A 17175-nucleotide genomic window follows, 5' to 3' on the forward strand; every position below is an offset into this window, starting at 1 on the left:
CAATTAATTATTTAAGGCTTTACTTAAATTTATAAAATAATTCTCTTTTGAGTAATTTTTCGAGTAAAATTCTTTGGAATTTCTATATAAATATTCTTTATTTTTTATATCTACAAATTTTTCAATTGTTTTAGCTAGAGCATAATGATTTTCAGCTTCTACAATAAAACCGCATTCTGCTTGATTAACCACTTTAGCGGTTTCTCCATTAATTGCTCCGAGGATCGGCTTGCCCGCTGCCATATAAGACTGCACTTTGTTAGGAAGAGTGTATGAAATTGATTTATTATCTTTTAAAGTTATTAAGAAAGCATCTGCAATCGAATAGTAATAAGGCATTTCTTCAAGAGGATGGCTTCCGTGAAATTTAACGTTTTCAAGATGGTACTCTTTCTTGAGTTCTTCGCATCTTTTCTTAGAAGATCCGTCCCCTACTATATGGAAAACAATATCATTACGCTCTTTCAACTCATTAGCTGCCAGCAGAATAGTTTCAACACTTTGCATTTCTCCAATATTCCCTGCAAATAGAAGGTTAATTTCTCCATCTTTTTCTCGTTGAGGTATTGAGCCGAATAAATCTTCAGCATATACAGGAAGATGAGTCATTTGCTTATCAATTTCCAAGTAATCATTGAAATAGTATTTAAACATCTGTGAACTCAGCCAAATTTCATCAGCTTGTTTATATATTTTCTTACTTAATCTTTTTACTGACTTATAGATCGTACCTTTAGATGTGATTCCACCTGAAACAATACTTTCTGGCCAAAGGTCATGAGTATACATGATTAGAGGAATCTTAAATTTCTTCTTAGCTACAATAGCTGGGATAGCCATCGTTACCGGTGAAAGTTGATATACTATTATTTTGTCAAAATTTCCTTTTAGAGATAAAGCTTTTAAAGATGCTGAAATAGCAAATGAAAGATAATTTAAAAATAAGGTCTTATTAGAAGAACCTCTACCTAATAGCCAAGATCTAAAAACTTTCACTCCATTAATTTCTTCATAACGAACTTTTTTATATTCTTCTTTTACAACACCATCCGGATAATTTGGTAAGCCAGTCAAAACTGTTACTTCATGACCTTGTTTTACTAATTCAAAACAAATATCATTTACACGAAACCGTTCTGGATAAAAGTATTGGCAGACTAATAAAATTTTCATTTATCTCTTTCCTTTAGCTTTTAAGTAAAGTTGTACTTCTTCCTGAATACCTTCTTCGAAATCAATCGGATTATACCCGAAATCTCTTTTTGCTTTTTCATAAGAAAATGCTTTATCTTCTTGCATACGTAATACCTGCTCTTCAGAGATAATTGCTTTGGATGTTATTTTGTTATAAATTCTTGCAGAAACAACTGAAAATCTAAGTGGCAAAGAAATAAGTATAGTTTTTTTATTCAATTTTGCAGAGACTGTTTCAATTAACTTTTTATAAGTTATTGGATTCTTGCCAGACAAATTGTAATTGTTGTTCATGGTTACATCGGGATTCATTAATACGTCGTAATATGCATTGCCCAAATCCCTTGCGTGTACGGGCTGCATTAGGTTTTCACCTTTACCGAATAACGGGAAAGCTCTAAAACGATTTAAAAAATCGATTAATTTAATCATATTTCGATCAGCTGCAGACCCGTAAATCATCGTTGGTCTTAAAACAGTAAGGTTAATTTTATCTTTAAGTACTAATAAAGAATCCTCTATTTTAATATATTCTTCAGAAGCACTCTTATATTTCGAAAATCGACCGGTAGTGTGTACTAAGATAGCCCACTTCACATCGTTTTCAATTGCAGCTTCTACTACTTTAGGAGAATGCATAATCCACGAAATATGAATAATAGTCTCTACACCCTTCATAGATTCCTTTAAAAAGGCTAAATCATCTAAATCTCCATATACTTTTTCAATATTGAGCCCTGATTGGTCAATTAGAGAAGTATTGCTTCCTTGTCTAACAACGCATCTTATTGGGCCTTGGTATTTTTCTTTAACTAATCTTTTTAAAAGCCAAGTTCCTGTATGGCCAGTTATTCCAGTAATGTATAACACTCTAATCACCATCTTATTTTATTTACCTTCTTTAACCCCGTCACTCTTCAAAACACTAAAAACAGTTCTTAGAAAAATCTTAAACTCTAAACCAGGACTCTTCTTCTCAACATACTCCCCATCAATTTTAGCCTTTACTTCAATCGGCAACTCATCTCGCCCACTGATTTGCGCTAAACCAGTAAGACCAGGAAGCACATCATTCGCTCTGTACTTATCTCGCTCTGCAATTAAATCATCCTGATTCCAAAGCGCAGGGCGTGGACCGATTAAACTCATTTCACCTTTTAAAATATTAAACAATTGAGGAAGTTCATCCAAACTCGTCTTTCGCAAAAATTTACCAATCTTAGTAATGTAAGAATCGGGTTTATCCAGCATATGAGTCGGCATATCATTTGGCGCATCTATTTTCATCGTTCGGAATTTCAAAATCTCAAACTCTTTCTTATCTTTACCAATCCGGCGCTGCTTAAAGAATACCGGTCCGGGAGATTCGAATTTGATTATGAGTGAAACAATCAGCAAAACGATTGATAATACGATTAGCGTTGTTAGAGATAAAGAAAAATCGATAATTCGTTTGGCCACTGAGAACATATTGTGTTCCCCTTTCTATTTTGTAATTTCAATTATTGATAAAAAAAGAAACTACATATTACCAACCAATAATTTTGATGCTTCTACGTTCTTTCGATTAGCTAATCCTACTAAAGTATGCTTAATCTCTTCATTGGTCATTTCAGGTAGCTTTTCCAGCACATATAGCAACTCCATTTCACTAGCTGGATTTGCTTTCCCAATATAAATCTTAGGAAACACTTGCTTGTTTTGAATTTCATCTTCGTTCAACAGCTCTTCAAACAGCTTTTCTCCAGGACGAATGCCTGAATACTTAATCTCAATTTCATCCTCTGCATATCCAGACAAACGAATCAAGTTCTTTGCAAGATCAACTATCTTCACCGGCTCACCCATATCAAGGACGAATACTTCTCCGCCTCTTGCTAGCGATCCTGCTTGGATTACCAAGCGTGATGCTTCGGGAATGGTCATAAAATAACGTGTCATTTCCGGATCAGTCACTGTAATAGGTCCACCTACTGCAATTTGTTTCTTGAACAATGGAATGACCGAACCACGAGAGCCCAGTACATTCCCGAAACGAACCGCAACAAATTTCGTATCGCTGCGCTTCGCCAAGTTTTGTACAATCATTTCAGCAAATCGTTTGCTTGCACCCATGACGTTCGGCGGGTTAACAGCTTTGTCTGTTGAAATCATGACAAAACTTTCTACTCCGGAAATATGTGCTGCATTTGCGACGTTTTTCGTGCCATAAATATTGTTTTTGACCGCTTCCGTCGGGTTAGCTTCCATGAGCGGCACATGCTTATGTGCAGCCGCATGGTAGACGACGTCCGGTCGGTGCAAGGTCATGACATCCATGATACGGTCATAATCTTGGACGTCTGCAATAATTGGAACCAGTTCCGTGTCAGGCGCAATCGTTTTGCGGAGTTCCATGTCAATTGTGTAAATCGAGTTTTCACCATGACCAAGAAGCAGGAGCTTTTTCGGACCAAAACGTGCAATCTGGCGTGAAATTTCCGAACCTATTGAACCGCCAGCACCGGTAACAAGTACAGTCTTGCCGGTTAATTGGCCTTTGATTTTATTCATATCGAGCTGCACTTCATCGCGTCCAAGCAAATCTTCAATCTTGACGTCTTTGATATCTGTAACAGACAGCTTGCCGGTCATGATGTCTTCAATGAGCGGGATTGTCTGTGTTCGGATTCCCGTATCTACAGCCTTTGATAAAAGTTCAGCGGCCTCTTGCTTGCCGAGTGACGGAATTGCTACGATGATATGTTCAATTTGATGGTCTTTTACAAAATCATTGAGGACTTCTGTACTGCCAACTACTCGGATTCCATAAATTTCAAGACCTTGCTTGTTAACATCATCGTCGACAAAAGCGACTGGCATTAACCCACGGTCTTTGTTATTCAGTAGTTGTCTTGCAACAAGTGTACCTGCCTGGCCGGCACCGATAATCATTGTTCGTTTCTGGTCTGGCAGTTTCTTGCCCATCAGCATATCTCGGAACAATCGCCAGGAAAGGCGAGATCCTCCGATTAGCAGTAAATGCAACATCCATGTGATAGCAAGAGCACGTAATAAAACATTTTCATACATTAGTACTTGAACAGCTGCTACAGCAATAATTGAAAATGTTACAGCTTTAAAGATGGATGTGAGTTCTCCGATTGATGCGTATTCCCATACTTTCCGGTATAAACCATAAGCGAGCGCGAATGCATGGTGAGCAACGAAAATCGTCAATGCGCTCACCAGCAGTTCCTTGTTCACAAATGGATTATTTACCGGTTGTATCAGGAAATTGCCGACAAAAATTGAAAAGAACACGATAAATGAATCTACCAGGATTAATAGAGATATCCGGTTTTTTAATGACAAAGCGAGTCAGCCCTTTCCTGAACATTACTATTTCCTTATTTCCTACTAAGATAATCACGTTTTGGAAATTTCTGTTCTAATTCTAACATACTATTAATTGGAAGGGATAGGGTTTTATTATCATTTTTATACTTTTTTTGCAAATCTATAGAAATAAATTCCACCATTTTCCTTTTTGAATCTTCAAAGGTTCCAGTATGGTCATCGTTTTGTCTTGAATGATGCTTGTGTTATTGGAAAGCAGAATTTCAATCATCTCGTGCCGCTTCTTTTTCTCCAGTACGGCGAGCCCTTCTTTGAAAGCGAACGGCCGTTTCGACATATTGTGGACGTCTGAGCCGTACACATGAATCAAGTTGGCATCAATGAGTGAAAAAGCGGTTTTTTGGATTGCTTTGCCGAAGCTGCCAACGAGTGACCCGGAAGTTACTTGGGCTATTGCACCGTGTCGAAGCAGCCCTTCCAGCCGTTCCGGTTTTTCGATGATGCCTTGATTGCGTTCCGCGTGGGCGATGATCGGCACGTAATTGCTGGCGATGAGCTGCTGGATGATGGGCACCGTGTAAGCCGGCACGCCGGATGAAGGTAGTTCAAGAAGCACATAGCGGGAATCAGCGAGCGTCAAGGCTTGCCCTGCTGCCAGCCGTTCCGGCAGTTTGTCGGATAAGCGGCATTCATTGCCGCTGTACAATTGAATCGGCAAGTTTTGTTCCTTTATATAGTCTTTCGTGAGTGTCAGTTGTGCTTTGGTTTTCTCTACGTCGGTTGGAAAGTTGGGATGGTGGGCATGGGGAGTTGCGATGATGCCAGTCAGGCCTTCTTCCAGGGCTTTATCGAGAAGCTGTTTGGTTTCTTCCATCGTTTCGGCGCCGTCGTCGATGCCGGCCAAGATGTGTGAATGGGTATCAATCATTGTTTTTCCTCCTTTACAAAAAGCAGAAACGACTATCCAGTCTTCATAAACGCTAGATAGTTTAGATGCAAGGTGCTTTTTCCGTACTTTCTCTTTTGAAGCAATATTGAGGGGGTGAGGCCGGGCATCGGTCAAAGAAAAAAGCAAAAAGGGAAAACCTTTTTACTTTTCGGTGCCATAGTATTGGTAATAGTAGCTGTCTTTCGGCGGAACAAAGTTGTTCAATACTGCGCCAATGATGCGGCTGTTTGACGTCGCAATCGCTTCTTTCGCTTTTGCTGCCTGTTCTTTCTCCGTTTTGCCGGAGTTGACAACAAGAATTGTGCCTTCGCATTTGTTGGCAAGGATCTGTCCATCAGCAACCGAAAGGACCGACGGCGCATCGAAGATCACAAGGTCATACATGCCTTTCAACGATTCCAGCATATTGTTCATCTGCTGGGAAGCTAATAATTCTGCCGGGTTAGGGGGAATCGGGCCGCAAGTTAGAAGGTCTAAGCGCTCAACTTCTGTTGGACGGACAGCGTCTTCGATCCGCGCTTGGCGAGTCAAGACATTGGATAAACCTGTCACGTTGTTCATATGGAAGGTATGGTGCGTTGTCGGTTTGCGCATATCGCCGTCTACAAGCAAAACTTTCTTTCCTTCCTGAGCGAATACGACAGCAAGGTTCGCCGCAGCGGTAGATTTCCCCTCTTCAGGCGCAGCGGATGTTACAACGATTGAACGGATGTCGGCATCAGGCGACGAGAAGTTGATGTTCGTACGCAATGTACGGAATTGTTCTACGACAAAGGAGCGCGGATTGGTATGGGCAACCAGTTTTCTGGCGGTTTGCTGCAACTTTCTTCTTTTCTCTTGTTTGCGGTTCTTTAATTTTGCGAACATGCTTACCCCGCCTTTCTATCTGAGTCGGTTTGAGATGCTGTGTCTTCTTTAATAGGAGAAATGACGCCGAGCAGCGGAATGCCGAGAACGTCTTCGATGTCCTGTTCGTTTTTCAGGCTGGTGTCCAAGTACTCTAATAGGAATGCAATTCCAACGCCCAGCATCAAGCCGACGACAGCGGCGATGGCCATATTCAGCATCGGGTTCGGTGCGACCGGTGACGGGTTTTCTTTTACGACAGCTGGAGACAAGATTGAGACGTTGTCGACTTTCATCAATTCCTGAATTTCTTCCTGGAAGACGGCCGCTGTGGTATTGGCGATGTCTACCGCGATGGCCGGGTCTGGATCTTGTACGGAAACGTTGACGACTTGTGAGTTTTCCGCGTTGGTCACGGTGATTTTATTGATCAGCTGCTCTACAGAAAGGCCCAAGTCGAGCTGTTCGGACACTTGATCAAGAATAGCTGGGCTCTTGATGATGACGCTGTATGTATTGATCAGTTGGAGATCGGTTTGGATGTTTTGGTTAAGCAGTTGCGAGGCATCCGTTTTTTCCTGGTTCACGAGAATTTGTGTGTTGGTTTGGTAGATCGGCGTCAGGAAATTGTAGCTAACCACTCCGGCGATGAGGACTGCGAGTACGGTCAGGGCGATGATTAAGGCCAACCTCTTTTTAAGGGTAGCGAACAGTTCTTGTAGCGAGATGGTTTCTTCCATTTGATGAGTGGCTCCTTTGTCAGTAAATTGCTTTTTATAGTATAGCATGAAGTAATTAGGTAGATGAGGTTTTTATTGGAAAAACTTTTTGGGTAATATTGCATATAGAATTTCAAAATTGCTAATTTAACTGGTAATGGTTGTGCTGAAAGATATCCTGGATAGGATTATAGTTCGAATTTTAAAGTTTTTTTACAAAATATTACTAAAAAGAGTCCTTTTCGCTCTATTTTATGGTATTGTGGTTAAAGTATTAGCACTCATTCTATCGCCCTTGCCTTTTGTAATTTTTTATTAAGCTTCAAAAACAGTGTACTGCATGTGATAAAGATATGATAATGTAAAAAGTAGGATTTTATTCAGGAGGAATGTAATGTGAAAAAGTATTGGAAACAAATAACGCTCGGTTTGACGGTTGTTTTGTTGGCTGTCGCAGGTTACCTGGTTTACGCTTTCGAATTCAAGGAATACGAAACAGCGGATAAAGACGTCGATAAAGTGACAGAAGAGAAAATCGAAGTCGACTTGCCGGATGATTCCAAGCTTGTTGTCGATGAAGAAGGCAACGTGACGGAAGAGAAAGACGAAGACAAGGAAGAAGATAAAGAAACAGATAAAGATGCGGACAAGACCGAAGGCACAACTGCTTCTACTGACGCTTCAGCAACAGCTTCCAATAACAGCGGATCGGTGAAAACTGTCGCTGCTGCTACTACAAACAGCCAAACTGCAGGCGCTTCTTCTAACGGGAACTCTTCCAACGGAAAAAGCGATTCGAATAACGGCAAAGCAACAAACGGGAATAACGGCAACAACGGTTCGAACAATGGCAACAATGGTTCAAACAACGGAAACAACAACGGCGGGAACAAAGGCAATAACGGATCGAACAACGGTACGGACCGTGTAACCGTTTCTGAGATCAAAGCGCGTTACGAAACTTCGTTAACTCGTCTTGAAGATACGGCGAACGCAAGAATCGACGGATTGGTCAATGTAGCGAAGAAAGAATACATGGCAGATTCTTCACCAAACTACGCTTACTACTACAACAAGTACACAGGTGCTGCTTCGAAACTTGAAGGCCAAATGGATGCTGCTTTCTACGGCGTGGTTGGCGTGATGAAGAGAGACTTGAAAGCCAATGGCCTTGCTGAGTCTCACGTGAAATCCGTGATCAACGAGTACGAAAACACGAAAAAACAACGCCGCAACGCGTTGATGAAAAAAGCCGCTGGACTTAAATAAGAGACATTTTAAAGACGCTTCCCTTTCGGGGAGCGTCTTTTTTGGTTTATTTTTGATTAGCCAAAGCCGTCATAGGTGTCGTAGACGTCTTCCACTTCCCCTTCGCTCATGGGTTCGGTGGCCCAGCCGTTTAGGAGTTCCATCATCGAGTACATGGGAATGGAGAAGCCGATGGCGTTGCCTTCATTTAACAGAAGCGCGTTGATGCCGATGACTTTGCCGCTATGCGCGTCAATAAGCGGACCGCCGCTTGAGCCCGGGGCAATCTGGGCATCGATCTGGTACATGTCTTTGTACAGGAAGCCGTGGTCAAAGTCGCGGTCGGTGCCGGTTAAATAGCCGATCGCCGCGGTATTTTCCAAGCCGGACGGGCTGCCGAGTGCGATGACTTCTGTGCCGATTTCGGTTGGATTGGTTTCCACAGCAAGCGGTTTGGTGCCGGCGAATGCGTCGACTTGGATAAGTGCGATGTCGAAGGTCTCCGAGATGCCGATGACTTTCCCGGGTTTCTCGACTCCGTCGGTTGTGCGGACGGAAACATCGATGGTGCCGATGATCAAATGAGCGCTGGTGACAACGGTGCCGGTATCAGTGAAAAGAAAGCCGGAGCCGTAAGCGGTATCGGTTTTAATGGTGAATACTTTTTGCTGGGTGTCTTTAATAATGTCGGTTTTGGGTTTGGTGCCATCTTCGTTTGGAGCTTCGGTGTCTTGTGGCGGTGTGGTGGTTTCTGTGACGGTTTGTTCTAGCGGCGGGTTGGTTGAAGGCTGTGCGGCGACTGTATTTTCGACGGGTGCGTCGGGTCGTTCCTTGGTGGGCTGCTGGAAAATCTGGGCAGAGCCGAATCCTGTTCCGAGGAAGAGAATGGCGACGACAAAGAAATTCAAACGCTGGCGTCTTTTGTGTTTTTTGATCCGGGTGGTACGATCCAGTGGCTGGCCGCAGTTGAGGCAGTTTTTGGTCGTTATGCTATTCATGCATCCGCATTTGGAACAGAACATAGCGGCTACCCCCTAGTCGGATTTGTTAGTTTTTGTATACCCGAATGTGTGAAAGCTAGTCTTTTGGGTTTAGGGAATTTTTGTGGGGTTGGGGGGGATATTTGGGTGAGTTGCAACCAATTGGGCGTGAGTTCCTCCCTTTGGGCTGTGGGTTACAACCTTCTGGCTGTGAGTTCCCACCTTTTGGGCGCGAGTTACAACCTCCTCTCATGAAAGCCTTTGGGGAGGGTTGGAAAAGGTCTTGTTTTGTCGCTTTTCGCGTTGGCGAAAAGCATCCATTTGTTTTTTTATTTTTCTGTCTTTTCCTCTTTCAGGATTGGTATACTTGAAAAAAAGGAGAGATGCGATGTTGAAATTTTTAAAGGAACGGACGGCTCCTCACTTGCTGGAGAGTTTGCCGCGATTGATGTATAGGCTGCCAAAAAAACACTTGAGTTATGAAGATGTGGTTTCCGACCATTATAAAGTGAGGGCCGGATTTGGCGGCGAGCAGCATGTCGACCGGCTGCTGAAGCGGATACGCTGGCAGGAGCCGCCAGTTGTCATCGCTGATTTGCAGTTGAGTGATCGCTTTTGCCAGATCGATACGGTGGTATTGACGCCTCATTTTGCTATGATTTTGGAAGTGAAGAATTATTCCGGGACTTTGTCGTTTGATGAAGACAGCCTGCATATGACACAAAGGACGCGGGACGGCAAATTTTTCGGGTTTAATTCCCCTGTGACGCAAGCGTGGAATGCACGTGAAGAATTGCTGGATTTATTCCGCCGGTTATCGGTTTCGTTGCCGGTCTATACCGCTGTCGTTCTGCCTTATTCATCGACGCTGATTGAGCGGGCGCCGAAAGAAATTCCCGTGATTTATGGATACTCCTTGAACCGGTTCTTCTCCTCCCTTTCCCGGACCGGACGGCCGATGCCCCTAGAAGAATTGGCGCGGGTTGGCCAGCTTCTGATTGACCGCCACACCCCTTTCCCCAAGATGGATTATTCCCATGTGTATCAGTTTGAGTTGAAGGATTTGAAAACTGGCGTGCTATGCGATGCGTGCGGATCCCCTTGCATGCGGCAAAGTGAACGGACGCATTTTTGTGTGCGTTGTCAGTTGGTAGTTTTGGACGGCTATTCGCGTGCTTTGGATGATTGGTTCGAGTTTGTGGACCCTGAAATTACAAATCGCCAATGCCGGGAGTTCCTTGGTTTGAAGGATAAATATGCAGCACGGTATTTGCTGCAGAAATTGGGCTATGCTTCTCGCGGCGCATCGGTTCAACGTGTGTATTGGAAAGAGTGAGATTGAAAGGCCAGCTGCTGGTGCAGCTGGCTTTTTTGTATGGTTGGAGAATATTTTGTGAGGAGTTTCTACTATATAATAGGGGTTTTTTTGAGTTGCTATCTTTTGGGTGTGAGTTTCTACTAGTGGGGAGTGGGTTGCCACCTTTTCAGGGTGAGTTCCCATCAATTGCGCTTGAGTTACTACCTTTCTCATAGAGAGCAGTTGAAAAGGGTTTATGGGTTTTTCTTTTGTCGCTTTTCGCCGGGGCGAAAAGCTTGTAATTAGGTCTTTTTTGTCTTTTGCGGGATTTGAAGAGTGGGTTGCTACCTTTTGGGATTGGATTCCCACCAATGGGCTGTGAGTTGCCACTCTTCGTCTTCGAGTTCCCACCAACTTGCCTTGAGTTCCCACTCTCCTCCTTCTTACTGCCTTCTCTTTGTTTATCCATAAGAAAAAGGCATTTGCTCATTAGCAAATGCCTTTTTTCCAGTCCTATTTTAAGTTGATGCCATATTTGGCGAATCCGCCTGTGCTTGCACCGATGTAAGTGATGCCGCTGTCAGCGGGAATCAGGTTTTGCGCATCCGGTGAGGATTCGAATGTTACATTCAAATCAGCAGTTACCGGTGCGAAATCCCAGTTGCCGTCAGCTGTCGGGTTGATGGTTTTCTCTTCTACCATGTAATCGATGATCGCTTGGCGGTTTTCATAGGCAAAGTCGAGTTTCTCGGTTGCATTGACTACGCCTGGGAACGAGCCGCTTGCACGGTAGTTATTTGTAGCAACCAGGAATTCCTGGTTCAAATCGATTGGTGCGCCGTTGAACGTCAAGTTTTTGATGCGGCTGGCCGATGCGTCAACCAGTTTGCCGTCATTGTCGTATTTCGCTGGCTGTGTTACGTCGATTTCGTATTCGACGCCGTCGATGACGTCAAAATTGTACGTGCGGTACTCAGTATCGATCAATGGCTGTTCACCGGTTGCGGATGGATCTACTTGCAGGAACTGCCCTGCAGACATTTCCAGCCATTCTTTTACGTCGGCGCCTTTCATTTTCAAGGCGAATACGGTGTTGTCAAAGACATACAAGTCAGCGACGTTTTTGATTGCCACGGTGCCTTTAGCGATATTCGTGTAGTAGCTGCTGTCGTCGCGCGTGCCCGCTTTGAACGGAGCGGCTGCTGACAGGAGCGGCAGGTCAGCGTTTGCGGTGCCGGCTACTTTATTTTTTACGTACCAAGTTTGGGCATTATTGACGATTTGGACAGATGGATCGTCTTTCACAAGCGAGAAGTACGAGTTGATCGGAGCAGTCGTTTCAGCGACCGGCTGGCGGACATATTCGATTGTCGCTTCGTGTGCTTCTTTTACGGCTTCGACGACTTCTTCAGAGACTTCGTTTGTTGTTTTGTTGATTTCGCGAAGTGCTGCTTTTTCTTTGATGACGTTCCAGTCCTGGCCATGCGGCGCCAGCTGAAGGTCGATGACGCCCAAGTGGCTGCCGAATTTTCCTGGCATCACAACTGGTGTGCCATTAATTGTCCCTTGTTCCGTGTTGACGTCTGGCAAATCTTTGTATTTGCCAGGGAAAGTTTGATGGTTATGCCCCGTGATAATGGCATCGACGCCTTTCAATTTCGTCAATTGATACGTGATGTCTTCTTCCCCGACTTCGTGTACTGCGTCTCCCATACCGGAGTGTGAAAGAACGACCACGATGTCAGCGCCGTCTTTTTCCATTTTCGGCAGGAATTTTTCTACGGTCTGGACTGCATCTTCTGCATAGACTTTGCCTTCCAGGTTCGCGCGGTCCCATTTCATGATGTGCGGAGCAACAACTCCGATGACACCGACTTGGACCGTCACTCGTTTGCCGCGGCCGTCAACAACTTCTTTGTCGATGATTTCATACGGCGTGAAGCGGTTTTTCTTTGTTTTCGCGTCGTAGACGTTGGCGTTCAGGACCGGGAATTCAGCATCGTCCATCACTTCGTCCAAATAGTCGAGGCCGTAGTTGAATTCGTGGTTCCCTAAAGTTGTGCCGTCAAAGTTCAATGCTTCAAGTGCTGCGTATGCCGGGTGCTTTTCGCCGTCTTCAAGCGGATCAACGTTTGCTGAATAGCTGCCAAGCGGCGTTCCTTGGATCAAGTCGCCGTTGTCGAACAATAACGTGTTTTGGTTTTCTTTGCGGGCCTGTTCAATGAGGACGCCTGTTTTAGCCAGACCTAAGCTGTTGGAAACTTTATCTTGGTAATAATCGTAGTTGACAAAGTTCGTGTGCAGGTCGGAAGTTCCGAGAATGCGGAGCGATACTTCTTTCTTTTCCTGTCCTTTGTTTTGCTGCACTGCTTTGGCGCTTGTGTCGTTTGCTGCTTGGGCCGGCAGTGCCGACAAGCTGCTTGCTGTCAACACAAGAGCTGCCAAAGTCATTGCCGCTTTATTGTAAATGGTCATCGTTCCATCTCCTCTGATTTTCGAATCGTCGAACTTTTTCATTATACTTCGGATACGGAAAGAATTGAAGGCGATTACATTCTTAATTTTTCAAAATCTGTTTAAATGATAAAAAAGACAGGGGTAATTCCCTGTCTTTTTAACCATTTCTGTTATTCATATTTTAAATTGCTTTCCTCTCGCAATAGCTGCGTATTTGGTGCCTGCGGCTGGCGCACGGGTTCCAGGTATTTGATTTTTCCTGTGAATAAGCGAGTAATCCGGTTCTGGTAGAACAGGAAAGCTACACCAATGCATGCCGAAACGGTCAAAAACGCGATAATGGCGATATAGACGAAGAAATTTTCCCCGAAGCCAATGGCGAACTTCACGAAATACGGCAAAAAGATCATATGAGTCAAATAGATGAAAAACGAGAAATTGCTGATCATCACCAGCGCTTGGCTGTTCAGATTGAATTTGCGGATTAAGGCAACAAGCAGGAAGAAGATGCTGACCGCATAAAGGAGCATGTCATACCTTTCGCTTGAAAGCCGTGTATATTCCAGCACTTTGTAATTATACATGACCAGTGCAAATGACAACACTGTGGTCAAAGTCGGCAGCCAGATTCTCGCAGTCAGGAAGCTGACCAGCTGTTCGTAGTACTGGCCAATGTAGAAAGCGGTGATGAAATAAAACAGCCAAAACAAAATATGTGTTTTGTACCAGAACGGATATTGTTCGATGATGAAGCTTTGGTAAGTTTCATTATGTACATAGCCGTAGATATGCGCGAATGAAAGGATAAACGAAAGGACAATCGGAATGGCCGGCTTTATACGTGCCAGAAACCCGCCGATCAGCCAGTGCAGGAAGTAGAACTGGAAGATGACGAGGACAAAAAAGCCATACCATTCACCTAAAACAATTTTATTATATGCAACTTCCAAGAACGCTGACCAGTCATTATGGGAAGACTTGTAACTCACAACCAACCCTATTAAAATATATGGCAGCAGGATGAATGCAAACCGTTTTCCCCAAAACCCTTTTTTCAGTTTGCCAGGGTAGTTTTTCGAAATCAATGTCTCCGATAACAGAATAAAAATCGGTGTGGAACACAATAACGCAAAGCGGATATAAATCTGGTACTGTTCATAAGCCACAGAGTCAGCCTCCACATTCCGGAAATAATTTGAGATGGAATGGGTCAGGACGATGGAAATGCACATCAGTGCCCGGATGATGTTGATTTCATTTAAGTTTTTCATGTCGATTCTCCAATATATAGGTTTGATTCAAAATTTTAATGGATAATATTTGTAAAAAAAGATGATTTACAACATTATTAAAGTATAAGATTTCTTTGCGCTGATGTCCATCCTTTCTTTTATTGACAGGACTTGCCAGCGTGTTAGAATTAATAGTTGCGATGAAAAAAAGTGCAGGAGATTGAATAATCCATGATAATCAAAAGATTTTCCAACAAGTTAAAAAGAATGCTCGTGAAACGGGTAGAAGTTAAAAAACATGAATTTAAAGGACAAGACCTGATTTTCCACTTTCAGCTGTCCAATTTTTTTGCGTTGAGACGGCAAATCAAAGTTGAGTGCCATATCGGCGAAGACAGCTACGACGTCCCTTTTCAAATGGTCCAGAACAATTATCTCACAGTAATGATTCCTTTGCATATACTCACTGCTATTGGAGCGAAGGCAACCATCAAACTTACTATCAATGGCCAGACTGCCTGGATTACGAAACACCCTTCTTATAAAGACGGCGATTTCCAGGAAACAATTTTAGTAAACAATAAATACTTGACGACCCATATCAAAAAAAACATTTCAATCACCAACCGCTTCGCTGACTTTTTCTTCATGGAAAAATCCATTGGCGCGTCGGTTCTTTCTACTCAATACGAAACTTTGAAACTGACTTTTGATGAGCCGGAAATCTTCACTGAAAAAGAAGTGGAATTTTACGCTTTCAACAATCGCCAGTTCCGGATCATCACCGGCCAACTGGACCAAAACAAAAAGACTGCCACCATTCATGATTTCCGGGAACTGGCTGCCGGTTTGTGGCGCTTGTTTGTCAGCATCGACAATAAGCTTTATCCATTGGTGCTCGCTGAAGGTGCTGCCCATAGTTTTGAATCGTACCACCACGTGGTCACGGTACTGGAGCGCCGCTCAAAGTTCTACTTGGAATTCGTGCCGCATGCACTTGAAATGGATTCGCTTTCCATTAAAGAAGCGGAGAATCGCTTGTTCCGCTTTACGTTTTCGTCGAACAGCGCGAAACCTGGCATCAGCTACTCCTTGTTGTTTGATGAACCAAAAAGCGGACTTGTCAAAATTTACGATTTAACCCGGCAGCACAATTCGTTCGAAACAGAGGTCTCCGCTGACGACATGCTTGAAAATCTGTTTGCGAAACGATTTTTTGTCATTGAGCAAAGCGACACGCCGAAAGTGTTCCGTTTCAGCATTGAGCGCCAACTGCTCGAGTCTTTCCAAACGCATTACAAAATCGTCTCAAATTCGCAGTTCGTTAAAATGAAATTCTACCGCCGGAAAGATTTATCGCTTGGTCTGGCATTGACGCCCGCCAAATTGAAAAAATCCATCCGTTCGGTCGAAGACTTCCAGATTAACGGCGTCATTGGTTCGGTAGAAGAATTTATCGGCTCGACCGCTTATTTGCTGATCGAAGACCGCTGGTCGCTTGAATCGCTGCAAGTGCCGATCTCCGGCGAATTCCACATCGATTTGAACGCTTTGGATTTGCTGAGCATCAAGAGCAAGGACAAAACCGTACTCGACCTTTTCGTCGTCATTGAAAACGCGGAAGGCGCCGTTATCCGGAAAGAGAAAATCCGGTATTCACGCGCCCGCTACAAAAAAGACAATTTCTACAGCCATAAAAAAATCCATGACGCTGAAAACAATGAACACCATTTCATGATTACCACAACGCCTTTCAATAACGTCAAAATCGAGTCGTTCACCATCCAGAACCATATCGAGCTGCCGGCAAATCCGGAGCTAAAAGATCCGAACATCTGGCTCGTGGGGGAACGGACGAATACGGCTCAGGACAACGGCATTGTCTTCTTTAAATGGCTGCAGCAGCATACCGATATCGAGGCGTATTACGTCATTGAGGAAGATTCGCCTGATTACGAAGCGATCAGGCACAATCCGAATGTCCTGATCTTCGGATCACCCAAGCATTTTGCAATCGCCTTTAAAGCGAAAGTGCTGCTTGGCACACACGACCTTGAGAACCTTCTCCCTTACAAGCCGGCAAAAGGATTTTTCGGCTACGAGCATACGGTGAAGGTCTTCCTGCAGCACGGGGTATTGGGCCGCAAAAATGTGGAATACCATAAAAAGAACTACGATATGCCGTTTGATTTGTTTATCGTCTCTAGCGATCCTGAAAAGCAGGTCATTGTCATGGATGAAATGGGCTATTCCGATGAAGAAGTCGTCGCTACCGGCCTGGCCCGTTTCGACAACCTTGTACAGCGGAACAAACCGAAAGACATTCTGCTTATGCCGACTTGGCGCGACTGGATCAACACCGATGAGCAGTTCCTGAAAAGCGAGTATTTCCTTGCTTATTCCAACTTGATCCAAAACGAAAAGCTGTTAGGCTTACTCGAAGAATACAACGTCAACTTGAATTTCTATCCGCATTACCGGGCTCAGAACTATTTCGAGAACGAGGTAGAACAACTTCACCCAAACATCAAGTTCATTCCGCTCGGTTCGCAGACGGTACAGCAATTGCTGATTGACCATGCTTTGTTGATCACGGATTACAGCAGCGTCAGCTTTGACTTTACTTTGCTCGGCAAACCGGTTGTCTATTATCACTTTGACGTCGACCGCTTTTTCCGTAAAGGCATTCTGCGTCCGGTGGAAGAAACGTTCATCGGCGGCATTGGTACCTATGAAGAAGAATTGGTGTCGATTATCGAAGACCGCATTAAAAACAATTTTGCGGATTTTGAATACGACATTACCGGCATCATCAAATATACCGATCAAAACAATTGCCAGCGCATTTTCAACGAAGTCCAGAAATTGCTCGAAGTTCCTGTCGAACTATCTGCAAAATAAAAAACAGCGTCTG

Annotated in this window: 13 protein-coding genes; 3 read left to right on the forward strand and 10 right to left on the reverse strand. The window is 43.8% G+C overall.

Annotated elements, in window-relative coordinates; all coding sequences use genetic code 11:
* Positions 1-3: 3 nt before the first annotated feature.
* The 7 genes from BLQ32_RS11660 to BLQ32_RS11690 all read right to left on the reverse strand — a co-directional run bounded on the left by BLQ32_RS11660 (position 4) and on the right by BLQ32_RS11690 (position 7068).
* Positions 4-1173 carry a glycosyltransferase family 4 protein gene (locus BLQ32_RS11660; RefSeq protein WP_074510459.1) on the reverse strand — a complete coding sequence of 390 codons (1170 nt, stop codon included), beginning with the start codon at positions 1171-1173 and terminating at the stop codon, positions 4-6.
* Positions 1174-2076 carry an NAD-dependent epimerase/dehydratase family protein gene (locus BLQ32_RS11665; RefSeq protein ID WP_074510460.1) on the reverse strand — a complete coding sequence of 301 codons (903 nt, stop codon included), beginning with the start codon at positions 2074-2076 and terminating at the stop codon, positions 1174-1176.
* Positions 2077-2082: 6 nt separating this feature from the next.
* Positions 2083-2664: a sugar transferase gene (locus BLQ32_RS11670; RefSeq protein ID WP_074510461.1), complete on the reverse strand. Its 582-nt coding sequence runs from the start codon at positions 2662-2664 to the stop codon at positions 2083-2085.
* A gap of 51 nt (positions 2665-2715) precedes the next feature.
* Positions 2716-4548, reverse strand: coding sequence for a polysaccharide biosynthesis protein (locus BLQ32_RS11675; protein ID WP_074510462.1), 1833 nt, complete (start codon positions 4546-4548; stop codon positions 2716-2718).
* Positions 4549-4693: 145 nt separating this feature from the next.
* Positions 4694-5461, reverse strand: a complete 768-nt coding sequence (locus tag BLQ32_RS11680) for a tyrosine-protein phosphatase (protein ID WP_074510463.1) — start codon at positions 5459-5461, stop codon at positions 4694-4696.
* A 162-nt stretch (positions 5462-5623) separates the two neighbouring features.
* Positions 5624-6349 (reverse strand): CpsD/CapB family tyrosine-protein kinase, encoded by a 726-nt coding sequence (locus tag BLQ32_RS11685; RefSeq protein WP_074510464.1) that lies wholly within the window; start codon positions 6347-6349, stop codon positions 5624-5626.
* A 2-nt stretch (positions 6350-6351) separates the two neighbouring features.
* Positions 6352-7068, reverse strand: a complete 717-nt coding sequence (locus BLQ32_RS11690) for a YveK family protein (protein WP_074510465.1) — start codon at positions 7066-7068, stop codon at positions 6352-6354.
* 375 nt (positions 7069-7443) lie between these two features.
* Between BLQ32_RS11690 and BLQ32_RS11695 the strand changes: the two genes are divergently transcribed.
* A complete protein-coding gene (locus tag BLQ32_RS11695) occupies positions 7444-8316 on the forward strand; it encodes a hypothetical protein (RefSeq protein ID WP_074510466.1) in 873 nt (290 codons plus the stop codon).
* 56 nt (positions 8317-8372) lie between these two features.
* On the opposite strand, the gene BLQ32_RS11700 is transcribed toward BLQ32_RS11695, so the two are convergent.
* Positions 8373-9317 (reverse strand): S1C family serine protease, encoded by a 945-nt coding sequence (locus BLQ32_RS11700; RefSeq protein WP_074510467.1) that lies wholly within the window; start codon positions 9315-9317, stop codon positions 8373-8375.
* Between the two features lie 346 nt (positions 9318-9663).
* Here BLQ32_RS11700 and BLQ32_RS11705 point away from each other — a divergent pair, with 346 nt between their 5' ends.
* Positions 9664-10611 carry an NERD domain-containing protein gene (locus BLQ32_RS11705; protein ID WP_074510468.1) on the forward strand — a complete coding sequence of 316 codons (948 nt, stop codon included), beginning with the start codon at positions 9664-9666 and terminating at the stop codon, positions 10609-10611.
* Between the two features lie 474 nt (positions 10612-11085).
* Here the strand turns inward: BLQ32_RS11705 and BLQ32_RS11715 are convergent, their stop codons facing one another.
* On the reverse strand, positions 11086-13047 hold the full coding sequence (locus BLQ32_RS11715; RefSeq protein ID WP_244890352.1) for a bifunctional 2',3'-cyclic-nucleotide 2'-phosphodiesterase/3'-nucleotidase: 1962 nt from the start codon (positions 13045-13047) through the stop codon (positions 11086-11088).
* Positions 13048-13199: 152 nt separating this feature from the next.
* On the reverse strand, positions 13200-14300 hold the full coding sequence (locus BLQ32_RS11720; protein ID WP_074510470.1) for an acyltransferase family protein: 1101 nt from the start codon (positions 14298-14300) through the stop codon (positions 13200-13202).
* A 192-nt stretch (positions 14301-14492) separates the two neighbouring features.
* Between BLQ32_RS11720 and BLQ32_RS11725 the strand changes: the two genes are divergently transcribed.
* Positions 14493-17162 (forward strand): CDP-glycerol glycerophosphotransferase family protein, encoded by a 2670-nt coding sequence (locus tag BLQ32_RS11725; RefSeq protein ID WP_074510471.1) that lies wholly within the window; start codon positions 14493-14495, stop codon positions 17160-17162.
* The last annotated feature ends 13 nt before the right edge of the window (positions 17163-17175 follow it).

This window comes from Planococcus glaciei (genome assembly GCF_900099655.1).
Lineage (GTDB): Bacteria > Bacillota > Bacilli > Bacillales_A > Planococcaceae > Planococcus > Planococcus glaciei.

Bases quoted from the DNA above. Each gene is read 5' to 3' on its own strand.
- BLQ32_RS11690 (WP_074510465.1), bottom strand. From the start codon at position 7,068: ATGGAAGAAACCATCTCGCTACAAGAACTGTTCGCTACCCTTAAAAAG.
- BLQ32_RS11665 (WP_074510460.1), bottom strand. From the start codon at position 2,076: ATGGTGATTAGAGTGTTATACATTACTGGAATAACTGGCCATACAGGA.
- BLQ32_RS11680 (WP_074510463.1), bottom strand. From the start codon at position 5,461: ATGATTGATACCCATTCACACATCTTGGCCGGCATCGACGACGGCGCC.
- BLQ32_RS11720 (WP_074510470.1), bottom strand. From the start codon at position 14,300: ATGAAAAACTTAAATGAAATCAACATCATCCGGGCACTGATGTGCATT.
- BLQ32_RS11670 (WP_074510461.1), bottom strand. From the start codon at position 2,664: ATGTTCTCAGTGGCCAAACGAATTATCGATTTTTCTTTATCTCTAACA.
- BLQ32_RS11725 (WP_074510471.1), top strand. From the start codon at position 14,493: ATGATAATCAAAAGATTTTCCAACAAGTTAAAAAGAATGCTCGTGAAA.
- BLQ32_RS11660 (WP_074510459.1), bottom strand. From the start codon at position 1,173: ATGAAAATTTTATTAGTCTGCCAATACTTTTATCCAGAACGGTTTCGT.
- BLQ32_RS11715 (WP_244890352.1), bottom strand. From the start codon at position 13,047: ATGACCATTTACAATAAAGCGGCAATGACTTTGGCAGCTCTTGTGTTG.
- BLQ32_RS11700 (WP_074510467.1), bottom strand. From the start codon at position 9,317: ATGTTCTGTTCCAAATGCGGATGCATGAATAGCATAACGACCAAAAAC.
- BLQ32_RS11685 (WP_074510464.1), bottom strand. From the start codon at position 6,349: ATGTTCGCAAAATTAAAGAACCGCAAACAAGAGAAAAGAAGAAAGTTG.
- BLQ32_RS11705 (WP_074510468.1), top strand. From the start codon at position 9,664: ATGTTGAAATTTTTAAAGGAACGGACGGCTCCTCACTTGCTGGAGAGT.